The sequence below is a fragment of the Parasphingorhabdus sp. genome, assembly GCF_041748495.1.
Taxonomy (GTDB): domain Bacteria; phylum Pseudomonadota; class Alphaproteobacteria; order Sphingomonadales; family Sphingomonadaceae; genus Parasphingorhabdus.
Genome location: NZ_JBGTDD010000065.1, coordinates 1 through 21,606, shown reverse-complemented (window position 1 = coordinate 21,606; position 21,606 = coordinate 1). Strand labels below are relative to the sequence as shown.

Annotated in this window: 20 protein-coding genes; 10 read left to right on the top strand and 10 right to left on the bottom strand. The window is 58.3% G+C overall.

Annotated features, from left to right (window positions below; all coding sequences use genetic code 11):
* Positions 1-3 precede the first annotated feature (3 nt).
* From ACEW8J_RS05380 to ACEW8J_RS05370, 3 genes are read right to left on the bottom strand one after another with little or no spacing between them, the layout of a single operon-like run.
* Positions 4-411: a DUF6691 family protein gene (locus ACEW8J_RS05380; protein WP_373490615.1), complete on the bottom strand. Its 408-nt coding sequence runs from the start codon at positions 409-411 to the stop codon at positions 4-6.
* Entirely contained in the window at positions 408-848 is a 441-nt protein-coding gene (locus tag ACEW8J_RS05375; protein ID WP_373490614.1) for a YeeE/YedE family protein, read from the bottom strand. The genes ACEW8J_RS05380 and ACEW8J_RS05375 overlap by 4 nt, the downstream gene beginning before the upstream one ends.
* Positions 848-1,765, bottom strand: a complete 918-nt coding sequence (locus ACEW8J_RS05370) for an MBL fold metallo-hydrolase (RefSeq protein ID WP_373490613.1) — start codon at positions 1,763-1,765, stop codon at positions 848-850. The genes ACEW8J_RS05375 and ACEW8J_RS05370 overlap by 1 nt, the downstream gene beginning before the upstream one ends.
* A 100-nt stretch (positions 1,766-1,865) precedes the next feature.
* Between ACEW8J_RS05370 and ACEW8J_RS05365 the strand changes: the two genes are divergently transcribed.
* The 7 genes from ACEW8J_RS05365 to ACEW8J_RS05335 all read left to right on the top strand — a co-directional run bounded on the left by ACEW8J_RS05365 (position 1,866) and on the right by ACEW8J_RS05335 (position 11,851).
* A complete protein-coding gene (locus tag ACEW8J_RS05365; protein ID WP_373490612.1) occupies positions 1,866-2,498 on the top strand; it encodes a peroxiredoxin in 633 nt (210 codons plus the stop codon).
* The gene (locus ACEW8J_RS05360) at positions 2,495-2,893 is read left to right on the top strand and encodes an ArsR/SmtB family transcription factor (RefSeq protein ID WP_373490611.1); all 399 of its coding nucleotides are present in this window, start codon (positions 2,495-2,497) and stop codon (positions 2,891-2,893) included. The genes ACEW8J_RS05365 and ACEW8J_RS05360 overlap by 4 nt, the downstream gene beginning before the upstream one ends.
* Before the next feature lie 15 nt (positions 2,894-2,908).
* A complete protein-coding gene (locus ACEW8J_RS05355; RefSeq protein ID WP_373490610.1) occupies positions 2,909-3,784 on the top strand; it encodes a class I SAM-dependent methyltransferase in 876 nt (291 codons plus the stop codon).
* A gap of 318 nt (positions 3,785-4,102) precedes the next feature.
* Positions 4,103-6,325 (top strand): autotransporter assembly complex family protein, encoded by a 2,223-nt coding sequence (locus ACEW8J_RS05350; protein ID WP_373490609.1) that lies wholly within the window; start codon positions 4,103-4,105, stop codon positions 6,323-6,325.
* Positions 6,325-10,539, top strand: coding sequence for a translocation/assembly module TamB domain-containing protein (locus tag ACEW8J_RS05345; RefSeq protein WP_373490608.1), 4,215 nt, complete (start codon positions 6,325-6,327; stop codon positions 10,537-10,539). The genes ACEW8J_RS05350 and ACEW8J_RS05345 overlap by 1 nt, the downstream gene beginning before the upstream one ends.
* Positions 10,539-10,769, top strand: a complete 231-nt coding sequence (locus ACEW8J_RS05340) for a hypothetical protein (protein ID WP_373490607.1) — start codon at positions 10,539-10,541, stop codon at positions 10,767-10,769. Before ACEW8J_RS05345 ends, ACEW8J_RS05340 begins: the two co-directional genes overlap by 1 nt.
* Positions 10,766-11,851 carry a YihY/virulence factor BrkB family protein gene (locus tag ACEW8J_RS05335; RefSeq protein WP_373490606.1) on the top strand — a complete coding sequence of 362 codons (1,086 nt, stop codon included), beginning with the start codon at positions 10,766-10,768 and terminating at the stop codon, positions 11,849-11,851. The genes ACEW8J_RS05340 and ACEW8J_RS05335 overlap by 4 nt, the downstream gene beginning before the upstream one ends.
* Positions 11,852-12,047: 196 nt before the next feature.
* Here ACEW8J_RS05335 and ACEW8J_RS05330 read toward each other — a convergent pair whose 3' ends face one another.
* The 3 genes from ACEW8J_RS05330 to ACEW8J_RS05320 all read right to left on the bottom strand — a co-directional run bounded on the left by ACEW8J_RS05330 (position 12,048) and on the right by ACEW8J_RS05320 (position 14,795).
* The gene (locus ACEW8J_RS05330) at positions 12,048-12,551 is read right to left on the bottom strand and encodes a hypothetical protein (RefSeq protein ID WP_373490605.1); all 504 of its coding nucleotides are present in this window, start codon (positions 12,549-12,551) and stop codon (positions 12,048-12,050) included.
* 21 nt (positions 12,552-12,572) lie between these two features.
* Positions 12,573-14,225 (bottom strand): tetratricopeptide repeat protein, encoded by a 1,653-nt coding sequence (locus tag ACEW8J_RS05325; protein WP_373490604.1) that lies wholly within the window; start codon positions 14,223-14,225, stop codon positions 12,573-12,575.
* Between the two features lie 255 nt (positions 14,226-14,480).
* On the bottom strand, positions 14,481-14,795 hold the full coding sequence (locus tag ACEW8J_RS05320) for a hypothetical protein (RefSeq protein WP_373490603.1): 315 nt from the start codon (positions 14,793-14,795) through the stop codon (positions 14,481-14,483).
* A 167-nt stretch (positions 14,796-14,962) separates the two neighbouring features.
* Between ACEW8J_RS05320 and ACEW8J_RS05315 the strand changes: the two genes are divergently transcribed.
* A complete protein-coding gene (locus ACEW8J_RS05315; protein WP_373490602.1) occupies positions 14,963-15,451 on the top strand; it encodes a hypothetical protein in 489 nt (162 codons plus the stop codon).
* Between the two features lie 125 nt (positions 15,452-15,576).
* On the opposite strand, the gene ACEW8J_RS05310 is transcribed toward ACEW8J_RS05315, so the two are convergent.
* The 3 genes from ACEW8J_RS05310 to ACEW8J_RS05300 all read right to left on the bottom strand — a co-directional run bounded on the left by ACEW8J_RS05310 (position 15,577) and on the right by ACEW8J_RS05300 (position 18,261).
* Positions 15,577-16,842: a tetratricopeptide repeat protein gene (locus tag ACEW8J_RS05310; protein ID WP_373490601.1), complete on the bottom strand. Its 1,266-nt coding sequence runs from the start codon at positions 16,840-16,842 to the stop codon at positions 15,577-15,579.
* 91 nt (positions 16,843-16,933) lie between these two features.
* Positions 16,934-17,557 carry a hypothetical protein gene (locus ACEW8J_RS05305; RefSeq protein WP_373490600.1) on the bottom strand — a complete coding sequence of 208 codons (624 nt, stop codon included), beginning with the start codon at positions 17,555-17,557 and terminating at the stop codon, positions 16,934-16,936.
* Positions 17,558-17,571: 14 nt separating this feature from the next.
* Positions 17,572-18,261 carry a hypothetical protein gene (locus ACEW8J_RS05300; protein WP_373490599.1) on the bottom strand — a complete coding sequence of 230 codons (690 nt, stop codon included), beginning with the start codon at positions 18,259-18,261 and terminating at the stop codon, positions 17,572-17,574.
* A gap of 206 nt (positions 18,262-18,467) precedes the next feature.
* Here ACEW8J_RS05300 and ACEW8J_RS05295 point away from each other — a divergent pair, with 206 nt between their 5' ends.
* Together ACEW8J_RS05295 and ACEW8J_RS05290 are read left to right on the top strand one after the other, a co-directional pair.
* Positions 18,468-20,654, top strand: coding sequence for a sensor histidine kinase (locus tag ACEW8J_RS05295; RefSeq protein WP_373490598.1), 2,187 nt, complete (start codon positions 18,468-18,470; stop codon positions 20,652-20,654).
* Positions 20,651-21,298, top strand: coding sequence for a response regulator (locus tag ACEW8J_RS05290; protein ID WP_373490597.1), 648 nt, complete (start codon positions 20,651-20,653; stop codon positions 21,296-21,298). Before ACEW8J_RS05295 ends, ACEW8J_RS05290 begins: the two co-directional genes overlap by 4 nt.
* 187 nt (positions 21,299-21,485) lie before the next feature.
* On the opposite strand, the gene ACEW8J_RS05285 is transcribed toward ACEW8J_RS05290, so the two are convergent.
* Positions 21,486-21,606: transposase (locus ACEW8J_RS05285; protein WP_373489845.1), on the bottom strand; the 121-nt coding region annotated here is incomplete at its 5' end.

Sequence of the window (21,606 nt, the reverse complement as noted above, 5' to 3'; positions counted from 1 at the left end):
GTTTCAGCTTGTCACACGATGGGCGACCATGCCTGCCAGCAGGGCAATCACGAAGGCCAGTGCGGGCAGGGGGTTGATCGCGAGATCGGCCAGCCCAGGCCCTGGACAAAGGCCGCTGATGCCCCAGCCGGCACCGAATAGCACCGCGCCGATGGTCAGCTTGCGATCGATCCGCGATGTGTCCGGAAGCGAGAAATGCGCATCGGCAAATGGCTTGTCGAGCCGCCGCTGGATGATCCAGGCCAGCGCCATTGGCAGCATCGCTCCGCCCATTACAAAAGCCAGTGTCGGGTCCCAGTCACCAAAAAGGTCGAGAAACCCCTGAACCCGCGCCGGATCAGCCATGCCGGAATAGGCAAGGCCGGCACCAAATAAAGCACCCGCGAAAAGAGCGACCACAATCTGCTTCATAGGAAGCCTCCTGCACGCATCAGCGCGACCGTAATAAATCCGCTCGTCATGAAGATCGCGGTGGCTATTAGCGATCGGCGCGACAGTCTCGACATCCCGCAGACGCCATGCCCGCTGGTACAGCCTGAGCCAAGGCGGGTCCCGTAGCCGACCAGCAAGCCGCCGATCAGCAACGGAATTATCGAGGGCGGGAAGCGGGTCACGATACCGCCGGTGATCCAGGAGAGAATCAATGCTCCGAGCGGCAGACCGACAATGAAGGCTATCGCGATGCTGCGCGGCGCGCCGCTATCAGCGATCCCGGTGGCACGCGCCGCGAGTCCGCTGACCCCGGCAATCCGGCCAAGACCCAGCAGCATGATCGCGGCAGCCACGCCAATCATCAGCCCACCGATCAGGCCTGCCACCGGCATTGCATGAGGAAATGCCGAGAGCATCAGACGCCGTTCAACGGAACTTTGAGATAGCGAACGCCATTGTCTTCCGCGGGCGGCAAGTGGCCGGCGCGCATATTGACCTGCACCGACGGCAGAATCAGTCGCGGCATATCCAGCGTCTTGTCCCGCGCGGTCCGCATGGTCACAAATTCGTCCTCGCTCACCCCGTCATGGGCATGAATATTGTGCTTCCGCTCTTCGGCAACGGTGGTTTCCCAGACATAGTGCATCCGCCCTTCCGGCAAATAATCATGACACATGAACAGACGGGTGGTGCCGGGCAGCGACAATATCCGCCGCATTGACTGGTATAATTTGCGTGCGTCGCCGCCCGGAAAATCCGCCCTGGCGGTGCCATAGTCGGGCATGAACATGGTATCGCCGACAAAAACGGCATCGCCAATGACATAGGCGATGCAAGCGGGCGTATGGCCGGGCACGTGCATCACGGTTACATCAATAGCGCCAATCCTGAAGGTATCGCCGTCGGCGAACAGATGATCGAAATCCGACCCGTCCCGCTGAAATTCCGTGCCAGCATTGAACAATTTGCCAAACACATCCTGCACCGTCACGATATGCTCGCCAATGGCGATCTTGCCCCCGAGCTTTTCCTGCAGATAGGGCGCAGCCGACAAATGATCAGCATGGGCATGGGTTTCGAGCAGCCATTCAATTTTCAGTCCCTGCTCTTGCACATAGGCAATGACTTCGTCGGCAGAGTCGAACGAGGTCCGACCGGAAGCCGGATCAAAATCAAAGACGCTATCGATGATGGCGGCAGATCTGCTCTCCGCATCATGCACGACATAGGTCACCGTATTGGTTGGCTGGTCAAAAAATGACTGGATCACAGGTATATTGCGCTGTGCCTTGGAAATTTGCTCTGTCGCATGAATCAATGTCGAATCAGTCATGGAAAATTCCTCATATTCACATTTACATAAAACATGTAATACATTATATATGTTGCGTCAATATGCCAAGGCTGCCAATTCTCGGGAAAGGTTGAATTTAATGTCAGAACAATTGCCGGTAAAGTCAGGAGCATTGCGTATTGGGGACCGCGCGCCGGATTTCGAGGCACGCTCCACCCATGGACCGGTCAAGCTGTCCGACTATCGTGGCCGCTGGCTGATTTTCTTTTCGCACCCAGCGGATTTTACGCCGGTCTGCACCACCGAATTTGTCGCTCTGGCGCGCCATCGGGAGAGATTTGAAGCAATGGATTGCGCTTTGCTGGGTCTGTCCGTGGACAGCTTATACGCCCATCTCGCTTGGGTGCGCGCAATCGAGGACAGATTTGCGGTAGAAATATCCTTTCCGATCGTCGAGGATCCGAGCATGACTGTTGGTCACGCCTTTGGCATGATCGATGAACATGCCGCCGATTCCGCGGCGATGCGGACCAGCTATTTCATTGATCCCAAAGGGATCATCCGGGCAACGACTTGCTATCCGCACAATGTTGGCCGCTCGGTCGATGAAATGATCCGCCTATTGGCAGCGCTTCAGCTCACCGAGGAGAAATCTGTTCTGACACCGGAAGGCTGGCAGCCGGGTGATGATGTGCTCGAAATTCCGCCGCTATCGGCAAAGGAGATCAGCCGGGAAGACGACTGGTTCTGCCGCAGGGTGAAGGCCGGATGACAGCTATTTTTGAAAGCCGGGACCGCGCCGATGTCGCGACCGAAAAGCTGAAGGTCTATGCGCAGCCCCAAAGGCTGATGATTCTCTCCTACCTGCTGCGGGGAGAAAGCAGCGTCAGCGACATTGATGCGGCGACGGGCATCGGCCAGCCAGCGCTCAGTCAGCAACTGGCCGAGTTGCGGCGGGCCGATATTGTCAAGACGCGGCGAGAGGGCAAGCAGATTTGCTATGATCTGGCCGATGACGCCGCACGGCTTTGCGTCAGCACGATGGAGGCGCTTTTGACCGACCAACCCGATCTGCAGCGGATCATGAAGGCAGCGTCACCATTTGGCACGCCGGACGACCGACCATCAACCAGCAGCGTCAGTGCAGGCTTCGCCAGAATATTATGAGACAGGACATATTTCATGAGTATTGATAACGGCAATTCGGGTCTGCAAGGCGAAGAAATGGTACCGGAAGACTGGGCCGGCGACATGGGGTTGAAATGGCTGGCCAGCCTGTCCCTGTTCGAAGAGATGATCGCTCCGATTGGCGATGCATTGCTCGCCCGCGCCGACTATCAGTCGGGGGAGACGGTCATCGACCTGGGTTGTGGAGGCGGTGCGACCACGCTGACGATTGCAGAGACCGTGGCGCCTGCGGGCAATGTACTCGGCGTCGACATTTCACCGGATCTTGTCGCGGCTGCAAAGGAGCGTGCAGAAACGGACGGAGCGGAAAACATAGATTTCATCTGCGCCGATGCGGCGACCGTACAATTGGCAGATGCGCCTTATGACCGTCTGTTCTCGCGCTTCGGCAGCATGTTCTTCGAAGACCCGGTCAGCGCATTTTCTCATTTGCATGGCCTGCTGCGAAACGGTGGCCGCATCGATCTGGCGGTCTGGGGGCCGCCGCGCGACAATCTGTGGATGATGGAAATGATGGGCGTGGTCAGAAATCATGTCGAAGTGCCGCCCGCGGTTCCGCGCGCCCCCGGACCCTTCGCTTTTGAAGATCTGGTGTACCTGGGCGAAATAATGGACGGCAGCGGCTTCACCGATATGGAGGTTGTCGCCTATGAGGGTCTTCAGCCAGTCGGTGGCGCTGGCGCAACCCCGGAGAAAGCCGTAGAATTTGCCTTGGCCTCGCTGGCATTTGGGCGTCTGTTGAGCGACAAAGGCGAGTCGATAGTGAAAAAGGCCAGCAATGATCTGGCTGACATCTTCGCTCGACATCATGTGCCAGGACAAGGCGTGATGATGCCGGGCAAAGCCTGGCTGGTTTCCGCGGTCGCCTGAGATATTGAATTCTCGCGAGAAGGCGCCTCCAGCCAGCTGTTGATATCTTCGGCGCAAGCAGCGCAAATGATCGGAATCACGTTTCTGCTGACGCCATGGCTTTGCTATCATTCCATCGGTATTGGTGTAACTTTGCTGGACATAAGGCAACCGCCCATCAACAGAGCGACACGGGTCCGCGAACTGTTCATTCCATTGCCCATGATCGGGAACCAAATCCGTCTTCAAGCGTATATACCGAGATCCTGCATTCTCGAAAAAATTTGTATCGAGAAAGGGTCGGCGAGATGAAACAAAGTGTTCCAACACTTAAGGCGTGTGAGTAGATTCAGCATCAGAATGGGTATCGGCAAGAGTTTTTGGGCTGTCGCGGCAGTTTTTTCGGTGGGCAGCCTATTCCCGGCGGTCGCGTTTGCACAAGATTCAGATAATGAGACGACCGAGCAAGATCCTCGCCAACCCATCATTGACGATGCGGAATTTGACGCGACCATTCCTCCGATTGACGGTGATCCGGAAGCGGCAATGGGTAGCGTCGCCGACTGGGATACGGAACAGCAGCGTCTGGAACGTGAAGCGCGGCAGGAAGATGTCGACGATGGCGTCGCCGCCTTACCAGCATTGCAGGATGGCGACCCAGTCGAGTTGATAGCCGACCCGCCGGTCAATGATCCGGAAATTGATGATCCGCTTACGCCAATCGACAGTTTTGATGCCGAGCCATTTGATGAAAGCCAGTATACGGAAGCCGACGACAGCTCGCCGGCCTCGTCGTTGCGATATGACTATCGGATCGATGGTCTCGAAGTTCTGGATGAAAGCGGCAGAACGCAGGTGCGTCCGATCAGCGCCGATGATCTTCGAGGGCTGTTCGAGGATCTTTCGGCGCTCGAAGACGGCGATGGCAGAGCCGCAAATGGCGCCATGGTTTCCGCGCGGATGCGCGAAGACCAGCAATTGCTTTCCGATATCCTGTCCGGCCAGGGGTTTTTTGATGCGACGGTGAACGGGGCGATCGAGCTGCCCGCAACCGAAGGCGAGGTGCTGACTGTGGTGTTTCAGGTTTCACCAGGCAAACGCTATGATTTTGGGGCGATCATGTTCCAAGCCGAACCGGTAATCCCCGACGACCTGATCACAAGTAATTTTGTCCCGGACATAGGCGAGCCGATCGTAGCCGAGCGGGTGCTGGCGGCGGAAGCCAATATCGCGGTGGTCCTGCCGCAAGAGGGATATCCTTTTGTGGAAATCGGTCAGCGCGACATCTTGCTCGATCCCGAAACCGGCACTGGCGATTATACGCTGCCGATCGAGACCGGACCGCGCAGCAGCTATGGTGAGATTATCACCACTGGCACGACCGTTTTTGATGCGGACCATATCGCGGTTCTTAGTCGCTTCGAAAAGGGCGAGCTGTATGACAGCCGGATGGTTGATGATCTGCGCAAGGCGCTGGTTGCAACGGGGCTGTTTTCGATTGTTTCGGTCAAGTCATCGCCCAGCGGGGAACCAGGGCCGGATGGCACGGAATATGCCACCATCAATGTTGACCAAGAGGCAGGGCCAGCACGCACATTGGCAGGCAGCGCCGGCTATGGAACCGGACAGGGGTTCCGGGTCGAAGGCAGCTGGACGCATCGTAATTTATTCCCGCCGGAAGGTGCGCTGATCGCAAGCGCGGTTGCCGGAACGCAGGAACAGGGTGCATCGCTGACCTTCCGGCGCAGCAATGCTGGCCGGCGCGATCGCACGGTCGAGCTCGGGCTGTCGGCCCTGCACAGTGATTTCGAGGCGTATGAAGCCTTCACCGGCAGGCTGGCGGGCCGCATTTCCTACGACAGTACACCCATCTGGCAAAAGCGGCTGAGCTACAGCTATGGTTTCGAAATTCTGGGCACCAATGAACAGGATTTCAACTTTGCGACCGGTGCGCGTGACCGGCGGACTTTCTATGTCGCCGCGCTGCCCGGGCAAGTGACCTTTGACACCACCGACAGCCTGCTTGATCCCACTGAAGGCTTCCGCCTGTCGGCCAAGCTTTCTCCCGAGGCGTCGCTGGGCAGCGGCACCCAGATTTACGGCCGCGGCCTGTTCGAGGGGACCGCTTATTACCGGATCGACGACGGCATCATACTCGCCGGGCGTGCCCGGGTCGGTTCCATTGCCGGCGCGGAGCGCGAGCTGATCGCGCCTTCGCGTCGTTATTATGCCGGCGGCGGGGGATCAGTGCGCGGCTTCGGCTATCAGGAGCTGGGTCCCAAGGACATTGAAGACCGCCCGATCGGTGGGCGCAGCCTAGTCGAAGCAGCGGCGGAAATACGCTACCGCTTTGGCGATTACGGTGTGGTCGGTTTTGTCGATGCCGGTCAGGTCTATACCAGCTCCACTCCCGGTTTTGACAATCTGCGCTATGGCGTTGGCCTCGGAGGACGTTTTTATACCAATTTCGGCCCGCTCCGCGTCGACGTGGCCACACCGATCAATCGTCAGCCGGGTGAATCGCGCATATCAGTCTATGTTTCCATTGGTCAGGCGTTCTGATGGCGGACTCCGAAGCCATCAGCGAATCGAGCTCTCAGAGATTGTGGGTTTCAAAATTGGGTATCTGGCTGGGAGCGCCGCTGGCACTGATATTGGTTCTGCTGTTCGCGGCCTATATCTGGCTGGACAGCGGCAGCGGCCATCGCTTTGTCGAGAAGCAGATCGAGGCGTTCGAATTTGAAAACGGATTGCAGCTGGAAGTCGGTCAGATCAACGGATCGCTGTACGGCCAGATGGAAATTCTCGATCTGCAAATCCGTGATGCGAAAGGCGTGTTTGCAACAGCGGACAGCGTGAAAATGGACTGGCGACCCTTTGCCTTCATTGGCAGTCATGTGGATATTCGCTCGCTCGTCATTCCCTCGGCAAAATTCTTGCGCATGCCCGAGCTGCTGCCGACCCCTTCAGAAGGCCCTTTCCTGCCGGACCTCGATATCGATGTCGGGAAACTGGAAATCGGTGAACTGGACATTGCCAGGGCCGTAACCGGCGAGCGCCACCTGCTTCAGGTAGCAGCGGACGTGAAGATTGCGGACGCTCGGGCCATCGTGAACGGGAATATGCGCGCACTGAACGCGCCGGGGGTTGCGGGTGGAGACCGGCTCGCCTTCCGTCTCAATGCGGTTCCGGACAAAAATGATCTCGATATCGCGCTCGATCTGAATGCTCCGGCCAACGGTCTGCTTGCCGGCCTGACCGGTACCGGGCAGCCGGTCCGCCTGGCGCTGAACGGCAAAGGCGACTGGACAAAATGGGATGGCGCGTTGAAAGGCAACAGCGGCAATGCCAGGCTAGTCGACATCGCCATTACGGCGCGCGACGGCACCTTCGGCATCAGCGGCGAGGCCCGCCCCGGATTATTCGTTTCAGGGCCCGGCCGCAACATGCTGGAACCGGTCACGAATATTGACTTGACCGCGACTGGCGAAGAACGAAAATTCGATATCACAGGCGAGGTTGGCAGCGACAATTTCAGGCTGGCCGCCAACGGCCTGATCGATCTCGGCAATAACCGCATGCGCGATCTGAATATTGATTTTCGCCTGCTCAGGCCCTCGGTCATTGCCGACAATCTCAGCGGCGCGGGTATTGCCGCTACTATTGTCCTGAACGGCGATTTTGCTGCGCCCACGATAGATTATGCGCTCAATGCGGCGCGCATCGGCTTTGCCGATACGACGGTGATCGGCCTGCGCGCGAGCGGCAGCGCCAAAATGGCAGCAGAACAGTGGCGCATTCCCTTGCAAGCGCGGGCACAACGGATAGCGGGACTCAACGAAGGTATCGGGGCCCTGCTCTCCAATGTCCGGCTGGACGGGGATTTCGCCTTTGCCAGCGGCCGGCTCCTCTCCGACAATCTCAAGATCAGTTCCGACCGGATCAATGCCACCGCTGTGGTTGTCGCTGACATCAACCAGGGAATTTATACGGGTGGTCTCAAGGGGCGGATCAATGGCTATCGTGTGGAAAGCGTGGGCATCTTCAATGTCGACAGCAATATCGACCTGACGTCCGGCAGCAATGGCGCCTTTGCCTTGTCCGGCACCGTTCGTGCCCGGTCGAGCCAGATATTCAACGATGGTGCGCGCGAATTTCTCGGGGGTAACAGCCTGATCGTCGCTGATATATCCTATGGCAGCGATGGTATCGCTCGGGTTAAAAGCCTGAATGTTGCAGCACCGTCCTTCCGACTGACCGAGGGCAGCGGCAGCTACACGCCCGCCGGCGGCATAAATTTTGCAGCCAAAGGCATGTCCAATCAATATGGCCCGCTCGGTGTCAAGGTCAGCGGCACCGTGGCGCGACCGGTTGCCACTCTCGCGGCCGCCCGTCCCGGCCTCGGCGTAGGGGCCAGCAATGTCATCGCGACGATAAGAGGTAATGCCAGTGGTTATGTGGTGGTTGCGGATGGCGACAGTGATTACGGGCCCTTCGACGCCAATGTCGATATTCTCGCAGGCCGTGGCCCGCTGACCATTGACGTGAACGCAGGGACGCAGTTCGCCGGGGTCGGATTGACCGGGCGCATCCGGCAAACCGCTGCCGGTCCCTTTGCCGGGCAACTGGCGGCAAACGGCTCCGGGGTGGATGGCGAGGTGATGTTGAGCGCGTTCAGCGGCAAGCAGCGTGCGATCGTCGTGGCAACGGCCCTCAACACGCAGCTACCGGGACCGGCCGGACTCGCCCTCGAGCGGGCGATCATCGACGCCGATATCATTTTATACGATCAGCCGCAGCTGGTTGCCGATGTTCAGATCCAGGGCCTGGTAATGCAGGAATTGCAGATTGCCGCTGCGCGGGCGAAGATTGATTATCGAGGCGGACAGGGCACTGCAAAGGTCATGGCCGAAGGCCGCAATCAGGTGCCGTTCCGGTTTGCCGCCAACGCCGTGCTTGATCCGAAGCTTTGGCGTGTGGCGTTGGATGGTCGCGCCAATGGCGTGGAATTCAAAACCCGCCGCGCTGCAAGGATCATTCCCGCGGGTGATGCATATACATTGTTGCCGACGACCATTGATCTGTCCAGAGGCAGCCTTCAGCTGGCCGGCGATTATGGTCGCGGTTTCCGTATCCAGAGCCGGCTAAAGGATGTCAATCTCGCTATCATCAATCCGATGATGCCGGGACTGGGTCTGGGCGGCATCGCGACCGGCAGTCTCGATTTTGCGCAAAGCTCGCCCAGCGCCTTTCCGGAAGCGGATGCACGGTTGCAGATTGACAATTTTACCCGGACCAGCGTCGCGTCGGTTTCGCAACCTGTCGACGTGCATTTTGTTGGACTGCTATTGGCCGATGGCGGCAATGCCCGGGTGATATTCCGGCGCAGGGGCGCGCCGATCGGCCGGATGCAGGTTGATCTCACTCCGCTGCCACCAGGCGCAGGATCCTGGACGACAAGATTGTTAGCGGCACCTTTGTCCGGCGGTTTGCGCTATAATGGTCCCGCCAGCACCCTGTTCTCGCTCGCGGCCCTTCCGGATCAGGATCTTCAGGGCGTTGTCGGAGTGGCTGCCGATTTCTCGGGCCGGGTCCAGTCGCCGGTGCTGACCGGTGTCGTCCGCGCGAACAACCTGATCTATGAAAACAACACATATGGCACGCGGCTTACCAAGATGCGGGTAAGGGGCGAGTTTACCAACGACCGGCTGGAAGTGACCGAACTGACCGCCAGGGCAGGTGACGGCACGATCAGCGGCAGGGGATTTGTCTCGCTCAGTTCTGCCAAGGGCTATCCGCTCCAGCTGGCGCTTGATCTGGAAAATGCAACCCTGGCGAGGGGCAATGATCTGGCAGCCTCGGCTACCGGCGAGATCCAGCTGGTCAATAATGCAACGACGCCTCCGACCATTCGCGGCCGCATCCGGTTGCCGGAAACCCGTTACCGGATCGTCTACGAAGGATCGACCAAGGTTGCTACATTGACTGGTGTTCGCCGCAAGCCGGCACTCGGCCGCAAGAAAATTACCGGCGAAGCCAACCCGGTCAGCGGCGTGCCCAGCAACTGGCAACTGGATATCGATCTGAGCGCCGACAATCAGATCTATGTCACCGGCATGGGGCTCGATTCGGAATGGTCTGCGGATATCAAGGTGCGCGGAACCACCGGTACGCCAATACTGACCGGCGGCATCGATTTGATCCGCGGGACGCTGGGCTTTGCCGGACGGTCGTTCGACCTGCAATCCGGGCGTCTCCGGTTCGATGGCAATTCGATGACCAACCCGACCTTGCGGCTCGTGGCGAGCGGCGAAGCGGATGACGTCAATATCAACGTCAATATTGCGGGTAGCGCCGAAAACCCCGAGATCGCGTTCAGTTCGACACCCAGCCTGCCGCAGGATGAGATTATGGCGCGCATATTGTTTGGCAATTCGATTGGCGAACTGACCCCGATCCAGGCGGTGCAGCTGGCCTCCTCGCTCAACGGCTTGCGCGGCGGAGGCGGTGGGCTGAACCCGCTCGGTGTATTGCAGTCCTCCGTGGGCATCGATCGACTACGCATATTGGGCGCCGACGAGGAGACCGGCCGCAGCACCTCGATTGCGGCGGGACAATATATATCCAACGATGTCTATGTCGAAATTGTCACCGACGCGCGGGGCTATACCGCCACCCAGCTGGAAATCAGCCTGACGCCGGCTCTCTCTGTTCTGAGTTCGGTCGGTAGCTTCGGTGGTTCCAATGTCAATGTGCGCTATCGGAAGGATTATTGATGCGGGGCAGGGCGGTTCTTCTCGCTTTTCCCCTGCTGGTCCTGACCGCTTGCGAAAAGGATTTTGATGAAAAATATCAGGAGAATCTTGAACAGCTGAACGAGGATGCGCGAGAAATTGAAGCCCACGTGGATCAGCAGCTGGCCGAAGGGCGGGAAGCTGACACCGTCCTTGAGTCAGAGGAAGATGGGCAACAACGGACCGAAGCGAGAAGCGAGGCGGCGCAATGATAGCAGATGATTCCGATGGTTCACCGCAACACCCGCCTGTGGATGAGCAGCAAAGCTTGCCTGAAATCGAAGCGGGAACACCGGGAGCCGGTGCTGCGTCTCCGCTCCATTTTCCGCTCAGCGCATGGTGGGCGATATTGAAGCGGCTCTATATCATGAACGATTTTCACAATCTGCCGTTGCTGGCCGCCGGTGTTGCCTTTTTTGCTTTTCTTGCCTTTGTCCCGCTGATCGCGGTGATCGTGCTGCTATACGGACTGGTGGGCGATCCCAATATGGTGGCTGCGAGTATCGAACAGGTTTCCGCGATCCTCCCCGAGGCCGTGCTTACCATCTTGCGCGAGCAATTGCTGTCGATTGTCAACACCAACAAGGCGGCGCAGGGCTTCGGCCTGGCTTTGGCCCTGTTCGTCTCAATCTATGGCGCCATGCGGGCGGCAAAAGCGATGATGAAAGCTCTCAATATCATTTACGAAGAGCATGAATCGCGCAATTTCTTCGTGACAACCTGGGTCGGGGCACAGATCACCATCGGCATGGCAGCCGTCGCGATTGTTGGCCTGATTGCTATCTCGCTGTTCAGCTTTATCAGTAATTTTCTCCAGGGCTATCTCGGTGGCAGTATCGTGTTGGCCCTGAAAATCCTGACTTGGCTAGCGGCCGGATTTTTGGTCAGTCTGACGTTCGGCCTGTTTTTCCGCTACGCACCGGATCGCCGTCCCGCCAAATGGCGCTGGCTCTCGCTCGGGTCGGTCGTGGCGACGCTGCTTTGGCTCGCGATCACGGTCGGCTTCGGTTTTTATGCCGCCAATATCAGCGATTATAACGCAACATACGGGTCGCTGGCAGCGGTCGTGATTTTCCTGATGTGGCTATTTCTGTCCGCTTATTCCGTACTGATCGGCGCGGAATTAAACGCCGAAGCCGAACGGCAGACCTTTCAGGATTCTACGATTGGCAAGGATCGGCCCATCGGCGAGCGCGGCGCGGTGATGGCAGATACTGTCTTGCTGGATGCGGCCAGTCGCAAAATCCTGGAGAAGAAACAGCGCAGACGGGCCGAAAGGAGTGTCACAAGTTAGTTTCGGGAACATTTGTAAGAAATGGCGCCGATGGTTTGTGGACCCAGTTGATGCCGGCACCCCCTGTGCTTGCGGAAAAACATATGTCCGGCGAGCCGTTGATTGAGACCGTTGGCTTGCGCAAGCGAGGTCCGGATATGGCTGTATATGTCAAAGGAAACTGCCTCCGGCAAAGCCGGTGGGTGAACGCTCTGACTTATACCGGCATCGAACCGCCATTTCGCTCGACGCAGCCTTTCAGTAAATTGTAGCCCATCATTGGCAACTGGGTCGAAACAGGGCCAAAGCGTTCATTCTCGAATTGCACTTCCATGCTTTTGGCCGTTTTCAGCTGGGCGATAACCGGGTGACCGCCTTCTGGGTCATTCCATGCGCCCATAGCCCGATAGGTAAAGCCCGCGCGATAGGCGGCAAAGTCACTGGTTACGCTCGAGCCGTCGTCAAATATCAAGGTGATGTCAAATTCCGGATCACGCTCGAGCGCCTGGTCGACATAATTCCCGTCCAGATTATGGACCGCGATGTTCACGTTGCCATTGTCCGCCCGCATGCTGATTTCCAGCTTTTTGTCATTATCAAACGGATATTCGACGCCGCAAACACCATTGCGGTCTGATGTGCCGATGTTGACGTTGATCTGTGCTGTGAGGGTTGAGGGAATCGCGAGCATTGCGAGTGCGACAAGCGCGTTGCGGATCATGGTATGTCTCCTGTTCTTCGTTTAGCAATAAGGGTTGAATGACGGGCAAACACTGCTTCGTCCGCTCAGATAATTCATACGATTGTTAAAATTGGTCCGATCCTGCCGGGCCAGATGGTTTTGCCATGATGCGCTGGTATCGACGCCCGAACTTAAGGGTCTTGCCGATGACTGCTGGGCCCACCGGGCCGCTGCGGCGGCGAACATGGCGCTCCAGCTGTTGGCCTGACGTTGTGCTGCGGCGACCATTTCAGCATTGCGCCGCTCGTTTGCCTCGCGCGCCACGGTGCCGCGCATAACCCGGTACATGCCGATCGACTGCGCATCGCCGCGATTGGCCGCGTAAAGCGTATAGGCCTCTCCCTTGGCGCGGTCGGCAGCCACGCCATCCCCAGTCCAATAGGCATAGCCTACCCATTTTGCCGCCTCAATATGCCCCTGGCGCGCTGCATTTTCCAGCAGGATGAAGCCCTTCTTGCGGTCGGGTGTATCGAAGATGCCTGGCTGGCCGTAATACATCCATCCGCCGAGCAGCCATTCGGCATCGGCAACAGCCTCCTCCATCAGCCGGGCCACAGTGAATAATGCCGCGTTGCGATTGCCACCCTTTGCCTCTTCGCTGGCACGGGCAAGTTGCTGACTTGAGGACAGCGACGGGTCGATTAGCGGACGCTGGCGGCGGGCCGCTCCCGTTGCTGCGCCAAGCACTGTAATTCGTTCACAGGCCATCGTATCGCTTGCCGCGCATGCCCTGTCGAGCAAGGCTACGGCGATTGGCAGGTTGCGCTTCACACCGCCATAACCATCGGCATAAAGCGCCCCCAGATTGCGACAGGCAGCAGCCAGACCTAAATCGCAACCTTGACGGAACGAAACCGGTACTTCCCATTGCGCCAGCTTTGATCCAGGCAGGTTTCGCTTGCCAGTCTCGCCCGCGTCATTGCAAGCTTCGGCCACGCCGGCCAGGCAGGTTGAAGTCATCATGAGACTGCCCCTTTCAGTCTGTTTGGGATCGCCACTATAGGCCAGATAACGGGCATGGAGCGCACAGCCCTGCGTCCGATCGCCACTGCCGTCTTCGCATGCCGAGCGGGCAAAGCCGGCCGCTTTGGCAGCATCCTTCGTCGTGCCGCGTCCCAGATGGTAGGCATAGGCAAGACCGGCACAGCCCCATGATGCCTTGGCACTACACGCCGTCGTAAACAGCTGTAGTGCCGTGGCGTGTTCCGCGGTATTTGTGCTTTCGTTGAACAGCGACCCTGCCTGGAGTCTGCAACCGAGATCAGCTTTGGCGGTGCACGCCGCATCCCACAGGGTTAGCGCGCGTGCCCTGTCCTGCGCGACGCCCGCGCCGCGATAGAGAGCCAGCGCCTGCACTGCGCAGGAATTTTGATGACCCAATTCTTCGCAGCCGCGCCGTGCGGTGTCATGAGACAGCGGCAGATTGATATAGGCTGCAGTCCCTTCACGGATGATTGTTGCAGCTTCGGCGCAAGCAGCGCCCGAGCCCCTTTTGCAGCCTTCGAGATAATAGCCGACGGCGATGCGCATATTGGGCGTGATATCACCTAAGCCCGTCTCAAACGCCTCTGCCAACCTGATGCAAGATGCCGATTTACCGCCGATGCAGGCGTTCGACCAGTCGCGGGCGATACCATATAACGTCACAAGCATATTCTGTTGGCCATTGAAAACAGCGCTATTGCGATATCCATCGCGTGCCAAAGGTACTTTGGCAGCACCCATAACCATCATAGCGATTAAAGATATTGCAAGTGTTGGAAACAATCTCATCGTTCGCGCCGTCCCCCCAAATGCTCTTCCGCCTCGCTTCGGTAACCCGGCGTGCGGAAGTCACTGCATTTTCGGAACATAGACGCGGGCCCGCCGCTGTGCTCCCCCCTGAACAGGGGTATTGAAGGGGTGTTGCTACTTGATTTCCGAAACGACCATGAAGGCCGGATTGTCCACATAGCTCATGAACTCACCCATGATGCTCTCAACTATATCTCCCGGCATGTCTTCGGTTACAAAACTCTCGAAATCTTTGATTTGGAAGATTTCGACATAGTTCGCTGGAAGATCGCCGTTACCAATGAGGAGCCTTTCTATGCGGTAGGTGGAAAAAGACAACACTCGTGACAGTCCTCGCATGCCCGGATAGTCGGTTGTGCGCACCCACTCTTCAAATTGTTCCGTGTCCACGCCGGGTTTTAGATTATGGGTCAAAACCAAATTTACCATCGCGGCCTCCATTTCATTTTGATGATGAGAGTCCCCATATCAAGGGCTGCGCATTCCCCCAGTCCACGGGCAGTGGCGATCATCCAGTAAAATAGGTGAGCATCTAGCTCCGGTACACCCCCTGTTCAGGGGGTACGCATCCTTATACTGCAAAGTAGTCTTTCAGCATGAAAAGCAACAGTCGTACCGCGTTCGCAAAGCGCGAGAAATCCATCGGACGATTCTTGGGTATTTCCGCCCTGTTCACGTTACTCGGTCCGCCCATTGGCGAACTGGTCGTATCCATCTGTCTCGGCTTTCTGGCGGCAACTCCGCAGCTTGGGGCTCGCGACTGGATGGAAGCTATCAACGCTTTTCTGACTGTAACATTCTTCGGAGCAATCTTTGGCCTGCCCATCGCCTATTTTGTCGGATCCCTACCTGCGACCGGCGTCGGCCTTGCTGTAGCGCTATGGGAAAGGCACAAGGGGCTTATCTCCTGGCGAGTGACCCTATCCGCGACGCTAGTGTCATGGCTATTCTTCGCGATCAGGGCGGGCGGCCTTATCGAGACCGACGATGGCACGCGAGTATGGCAAATATCGTTGCTACTGGGGCATCTTGCGGCGGCAGGCGTGTGCTGGTGGTCGGCGCGAAGGTTTCTTGGTCGGGCCTAGCTGGGACATCATGCTGTTCCCCCCTATCGTCTCAGCGCCAGAATCCCTTGCCCTCTGTCAAGCGGCAAATTGAATCCATCGCTCATTGCATGCAATCCGGTCTCTCGCGCTAAGCCGCCCGGCATTCATACCTCCAGCATCCATCTATAGAGAAAGTGCGGGATCTTTACGCCGGATTCCTCGATGCCGCGATTGGTCGCATCATAAAACATCTTTCGCACATTCGAACCGGCCTCGCTGTTGATCGTGCCATCCTTCTCCAGCGCCTGCACGGCTGAATGCATGTCGCTGATCAGCGAGCGAAACGGCGCGAAGCCGTTTTGCACTGTCGATGCCCCGGCGTCCGCCTTCACCCTTTCGGCGATGATTCCCTCGATCAGATCATCCATTTCCGAAGACAGGAGACTGGCGGGCACGATACGCATCAGCGTGGCCTTTCGGTCGGCTTCGTCCCAGGTGAGGTCCATTGCCTTAAATTCGAGCAGCGGGCGCAAGGCCTTGCTATTCTGGCTGTTAAGGCTTGCTAATGTGGTGCCTTCGCCTTTCCAGGGATCGGTTGCACCGACCAGATGAATCCTGATCGCCCGGATATCCGGATGAGTGAGTTCGACCAGCAAGTCCCGTTCATTGGCATCGATGCGGCCATCGGCCAGCAGATGCCGCTGCAAGTAGGGAATGTCTGCAGCCTTGAGCACAGAGCTCCCGCCATTGGCTGCCTTGCGCTCCATCAACAAAGCAAGCAGCGATGGCTCGACTTGCGCAAGACCGTTGGACGCCCCGTGTTTCCGGGCGTGTTCCTGATTGGCAGCCTCGACTTGGGTACGCCCGCTGGCAGCCTGTACCGAGACACAACTTTCCGTCCGCCCGAGGTCACAGGCACGCTTGATGTAGGTCGCCCGACCGGCAGAATCCGGTTTCGGGTTATTGCTGTGCCCAAGAAGCAAGCCGAGGCTCTGGCACGATTTGGCAATCCGGTATTGATCGCAGCCCTTGCGATAGGCCGCCGCCGCGCCGTCCCAGTCCTGTACTGCCCTGGGCGGAGCGAACAGACCGATCGGTGTCTGGGCATTGCCAAGCTGGATGCAGCCTTCGCCATTGCCCAGATCGCAGGCCCGTCGATAGGCCTTGATCGCTTCCTCGGCGGCGACTGTGGAGCCGAAGAACGAACTGGCACCCCAGTTTTTCCCAAGCGCCATGCAGGCCGGCGCATGATTTTTGTCGCAAGCGAGATTCCACAAACGGCGGGCCTCGTCGGGATTTTTGGCGGCAACGGCGTAAGCTTGCTCATAAATTGCCTGGGCGCTGCCCTGCGCGCTCGCCTGTCCCGCCGCACCGAAGAGGCCCAACGTGGCGAGCCCCCCGACAATCACCTTCTTGCCAAATTCAATCATCTCACTGTCCGTTCCCTCCTCCAGCCGACGCAGCCAAGGCCATCTCAATGTGCGGGGAGAATTCGCCGCTGATGGTGTTTGCAGGCATAGTTCAATTGTCAGTTCGTATGGCGATCAAACCGTCGATACGATCCGCCATGGCAATCAAGTCATCGCGCGACATCGGCCAAGTTGACTCGTCTGCGAGCACGAACGGCTGTGTTGCAATCTTATATGCCGCGACGATGACGCGATCATCGCTAGGAATCTGGATGCCATAAAAGATTGTTCCGGCCACTGCGCCGCGCGACTGACAAAGGCGCAACGCACGCTCGTTGTCGCCCTGCACAGGGAGGTCCAATGTCTTGCATGGCCCATCAAGATCATCTGAACTGTGTTGAGACAGGAAATACCAATGATTAAAATCGACATTCTGGACTGAGAGCCAGCTGTGCCAATTGGTGCGTGGGCCACTGATTGCACCGCTGGTGAACCAGTCAGCCTTGACATTGTTGCTATCTATCTCGTCAACGAAGGACTTTGCCCGGTCGATCCATTCCGGAGCCGGGAACGATAGCGTGTATCCGCCTGCCCCGATTTCAAGCACTGGCGTATCCGCACTCGGCCAATCTTTCGCCGTTTCTGCTATGCTTTCGGCCGCCTCAGCCATTCCCGTCGGTAGCACGATGCTCGCCACGGCAAAGCCGCCCAAGACCGCTCTGGCAATATTTTTCATAGAGTTCCCACACATCATAAATTCACCGGCTCGTAGCCGTATTGCGCGTCACAGGCGTGAACCTCGGCGACAAGCGGCTCCAGCCTTTCCTGACCATTCCGGATACTGAACCCCCGCTTCAGGGCGTCGCCACTTAGCCTCTTGTGAATATCCTGGTCGGTTATCCCTCGTCCGGCATCCGCAGTTGCGACCTGCTTGATACGCGGGCGCAATACCTCTTGGACACGGGGCGCCAGCAGAGCCAGAGTGAAGTAGCTTGTAGCACATTGTCTTTGCGTCAGTCGCGGGGAAGCGGAAGCCGATTGTGCCTCCGCCTTGCTCTTCAGGCTAAATACGGGGGTAAAGCCGTAAATCCGATCGCATTTTGCCAATCGATCGATCGCCATCTGCTCAAGCTCAGGATTGCGGGAATCGATTGCTAAGGTGCCGTCAATAGCACCGGTCAATGCGATAGATTCGACAGCATTGATGTTGAGCCTAAACGTTTGAACAATCTGTTTATGCCGGGTTTGTTCTTTGATCTTACCATAGTCAGCGACAATCTCGGCTGCCCTGTCGGAGTGTGCCGCCTCTGAATAATTGATAGCGCATTTGAGTGCCGCCGCATTCTTTTCGCCTCCATCCGCTTGTGCTGCACCGGGGCTGGCCGCAAGCGTCGAAGCGCCGAAGGTAGCGGCTAACAATATCCCCGTTACGTTTTCCATTCTTCTCCCTTTGTCCTTCAAGCATCGCGGCAATCGCCAAACTAGGATTAGTGCATGACCTGTGTTGCGCACCCCCCTGAACGGGGGGGATGAATGCCGGTGCGGATGAACTAGGTCGGGCCGAGTTGCTCACCGGGGCTGTTCGGGCTAGTCCAGCTGGGGAGGGTCTGGCGTAAACCTGCCGCCTCAACTCGGGAGAAAGTCTATTGCGTGTCAGACTTACGCCAGTCGCAGTCCTGTCGGCCGCCATGGCTTTCGGCCTGGTTCTTGCGCTTCTGATGGTTTCGGCGGCGGTCAATGCCCCCTGGCTTGGCCTCAAGCTCTCCTCGCATCCCGAATATGACCTGATCTGGATCGACGCCATCGATCCCGAGGGACCGGCGCGGAATATTCCCCGGCCCGGCGCGCTGATTTCGCTCACCGGAGCCAATGGAGAAAGCATCAATCTCACCCCGACCGATCGGTTGGATGAGCCGGATGTCTTTGCCACTTATGCGGAAATGGGCAATTTCTTTGCCCGGCAAGGCCGGATCGAGGCGATATTGAGCCAGAACGAGGTCGAGATCTATGTGCTGGGGGACAACGGGGCACAGTCCCGCACGCGCGTCGATCTTTTTCGGCAACGCTCGATCAGCGCGCTCCCGGCCGCGTTCTGGGTACAGATCGCCGTTGGTCTTGCCGGTTTCTGGATCGGCGCCTGGGTTTGGAGTTTCCGGCGTTCCGACTGGGGCACCCGGTTTCTCGCGCTGGCCGGCGTCAGTCTTCTCGTCTCGGCCTTTCCCGCAGCGGTCTACAGCACCCGCGAACTCGCCATCGACGGGACCATATTCCGGTTTCTGTCGGGCGTAAACCATGCTGGCGGCTTGCTCTTCGGGGTCGGCATGATCGGGCTGTTTCTTTCCTATCCGCGCCAGCTTGTGCGCTCGCGCTATCTTGCGCTTCCCGCGCTGCTGTTTGGAGCCTGGTTGGCGGTCGATCAGCTCCAGCTCGTATCCGGCCCGCCGATCGGCATCCATCTGGGCGTGGTGACGGCGATGGTCACCATCCTTGTGCTGGTTTTCGTCCAGTATCGGGTGACCCGCGGCGATCCACTGGCCCGCGCCGCGCTGACCTGGTTCGGACTCAGCGTGGCCATCGGTGCAGGCGCGTTCGTTCTGACCATCGTCGTGCCGAACCTGATCGGCAGCACGCCGGTTCTGTTGCAGGGCTATGCCTTCATGTTCTTCCTCTTGATCTATGTCGGCATTGCCCTCGGCGTCGTCCGCTACCGCCTTTTCGAGCTGGAAGACTGGGCCTTCCGGATCCTGTTCTATGTTTGCGGTGTCCTACTGCTGGTGACACTCGATGCGCTTTTGATCTTTGCCGTGGCGGTCGAACGTATTCCCGCCTTCGGACTGTCACTGCTGATCGTGGCGTTTCTTTATCTTCCGTTTCGCGATGCGATTGGCCGTCTCCTGATTGACCGTCGTGCAGTCAGCAGGAAGGATCTGTTCCGCCAGGTCGTGGACATCGCCCTGACGCCGCCCGGTGCCGATCAACTCGCGCGCTGGCGGCAACTCCTGCAGGACGTCTTCAATCCTTTGAGCATGGACACAACGGATATAAGGGCCGACGCAGCGGCAGCAACACCCGTCGATCTGACCGACGAAGGCGTCGGCCTGTCGCTGCCATCTGTCGGCGACCTACCGGGTCTGAGGCTTGACTATGCAGATGGCGGTCGCCGGCTGTTTTCTCCCCGCGACGCGACGCTGGCATCCGAATTGCGGGCCATGCTGGCCCATGCGCTCGAAAGCCGCCAATCCTATGAACGCGGCGTGGCCGAAGAGCGCGAGCGCATCGCCCGCGATATGCACGACAATATCGGCGTACAGCTGCTGAGCGCACTGCACAGCAAGGAGGTCGGACGAAAGGATTCAATGATCCGCGAAACATTGTCCGATCTGCGCGACATCGTCAACAACGCCTCCCGGCCGGGCATTTCAATGGACGAAACGCTGGCCGACCTGCGAGTTGAAATCGCGGAACATCTCGCAACGGCTGGAATTGGTCTCGACTGGAAAGCAGTCGCGGACGAGGGGCGGGTCGGCGCGCTGGCACCGCAGGCCGCCCATGCGCTTCGCTCGGTCATTCGCGAGGCCACCAGCAACGCCATCAAACATGCTGGTGGGTCGACCATGGCCATAACGATCCGCCATCACGGCGACACCATGGCGGTCTCGATTGAGGATGATGGCAGCGGCTTCGATACAAGCGCCACGACGTCAGGCAATGGAATGGCCAATATGCGCGCCCGCATGGTCGGCCTGCGAGGAAGCTTCGAGATTTCCGGCGACGGCACGGGAACCCGGATCGAAGCGCGATTTCCACTCGCCGATGGAGGAGCTCTGCCATGAACCGTGTGCTGATTGTCGAAGATGTCACCGAGACGCGCCGCTGGCTCGTCGAAATTATCCGCGAGGCTTTCCCGGACTGCCGGATCGATGAGGCAGCGAATATGCGAGCCGGTATCGCGGCGGCGGCGGGAGCCGACTATGATCTGGCCCTGATCGATCTTGGCCTGCCGGACGGCTCGGGCCTCGAAGTCCTGCGCAGCCTGCGCCTAGTACGGCCGGAAACGATCTGTGTTGTCACCACTGTCATCGGCGATGACGCCCATATCGTCGCCGCGCTGGCGGCTGGTGCCCAAGGCTATCTGCTCAAGGAACAGCCGCCCGAAACCCTTTGCCGTCAGCTCAAGCAGGCGGCGCAAGGTATCCCGGCATTGTCACCCTCGATCGCGCGGCGGATCATGGAGCACTTCCGCTTCACTGGCCCAGCTGCTCCTGAGGATGAGTTGACTGCGCGCGAAAGGGAGGTTCTGGCTCTAATCGGTCGGGGCATGCGCAATGTTGAGGTGGCCCAAGCGCTCGATCTCGCCGAAAGTACGGTAGCAAGCTACATCAAGGCGATTTATCGCAAGCTCGGTATATCATCGCGTGCAGAAGCAGCGTGGCACGCCGCGAGGTTGGGACTTGGCGCACATAGGTCGGAAACGTAGCAGCAGTCATTATCAAATCAACTTCGTGCGGGGCCAGCCCCTGTTTTGGGGATACCCATGTGGAAACGTCAGGCGGCGAAGCCTTCGTCACCGCTTTCGGTGAGGTCTGCATTTTTTGCTCACCCCCCTGAGCAGGGGGGCGACGCGGCCGCGGTTATTTGAAAAGATTAGGGTCAGGACTCATTGATCACAACCAGAAGATGACGGTCGCAGCAATACAGATGGCTGACAGGAAAGTGTGTGCGCAGCGATCATAGCGGGTGTGGATGCGTCGCCAGTCCTTGATTTTGGCGAACAGGTTTTCGACC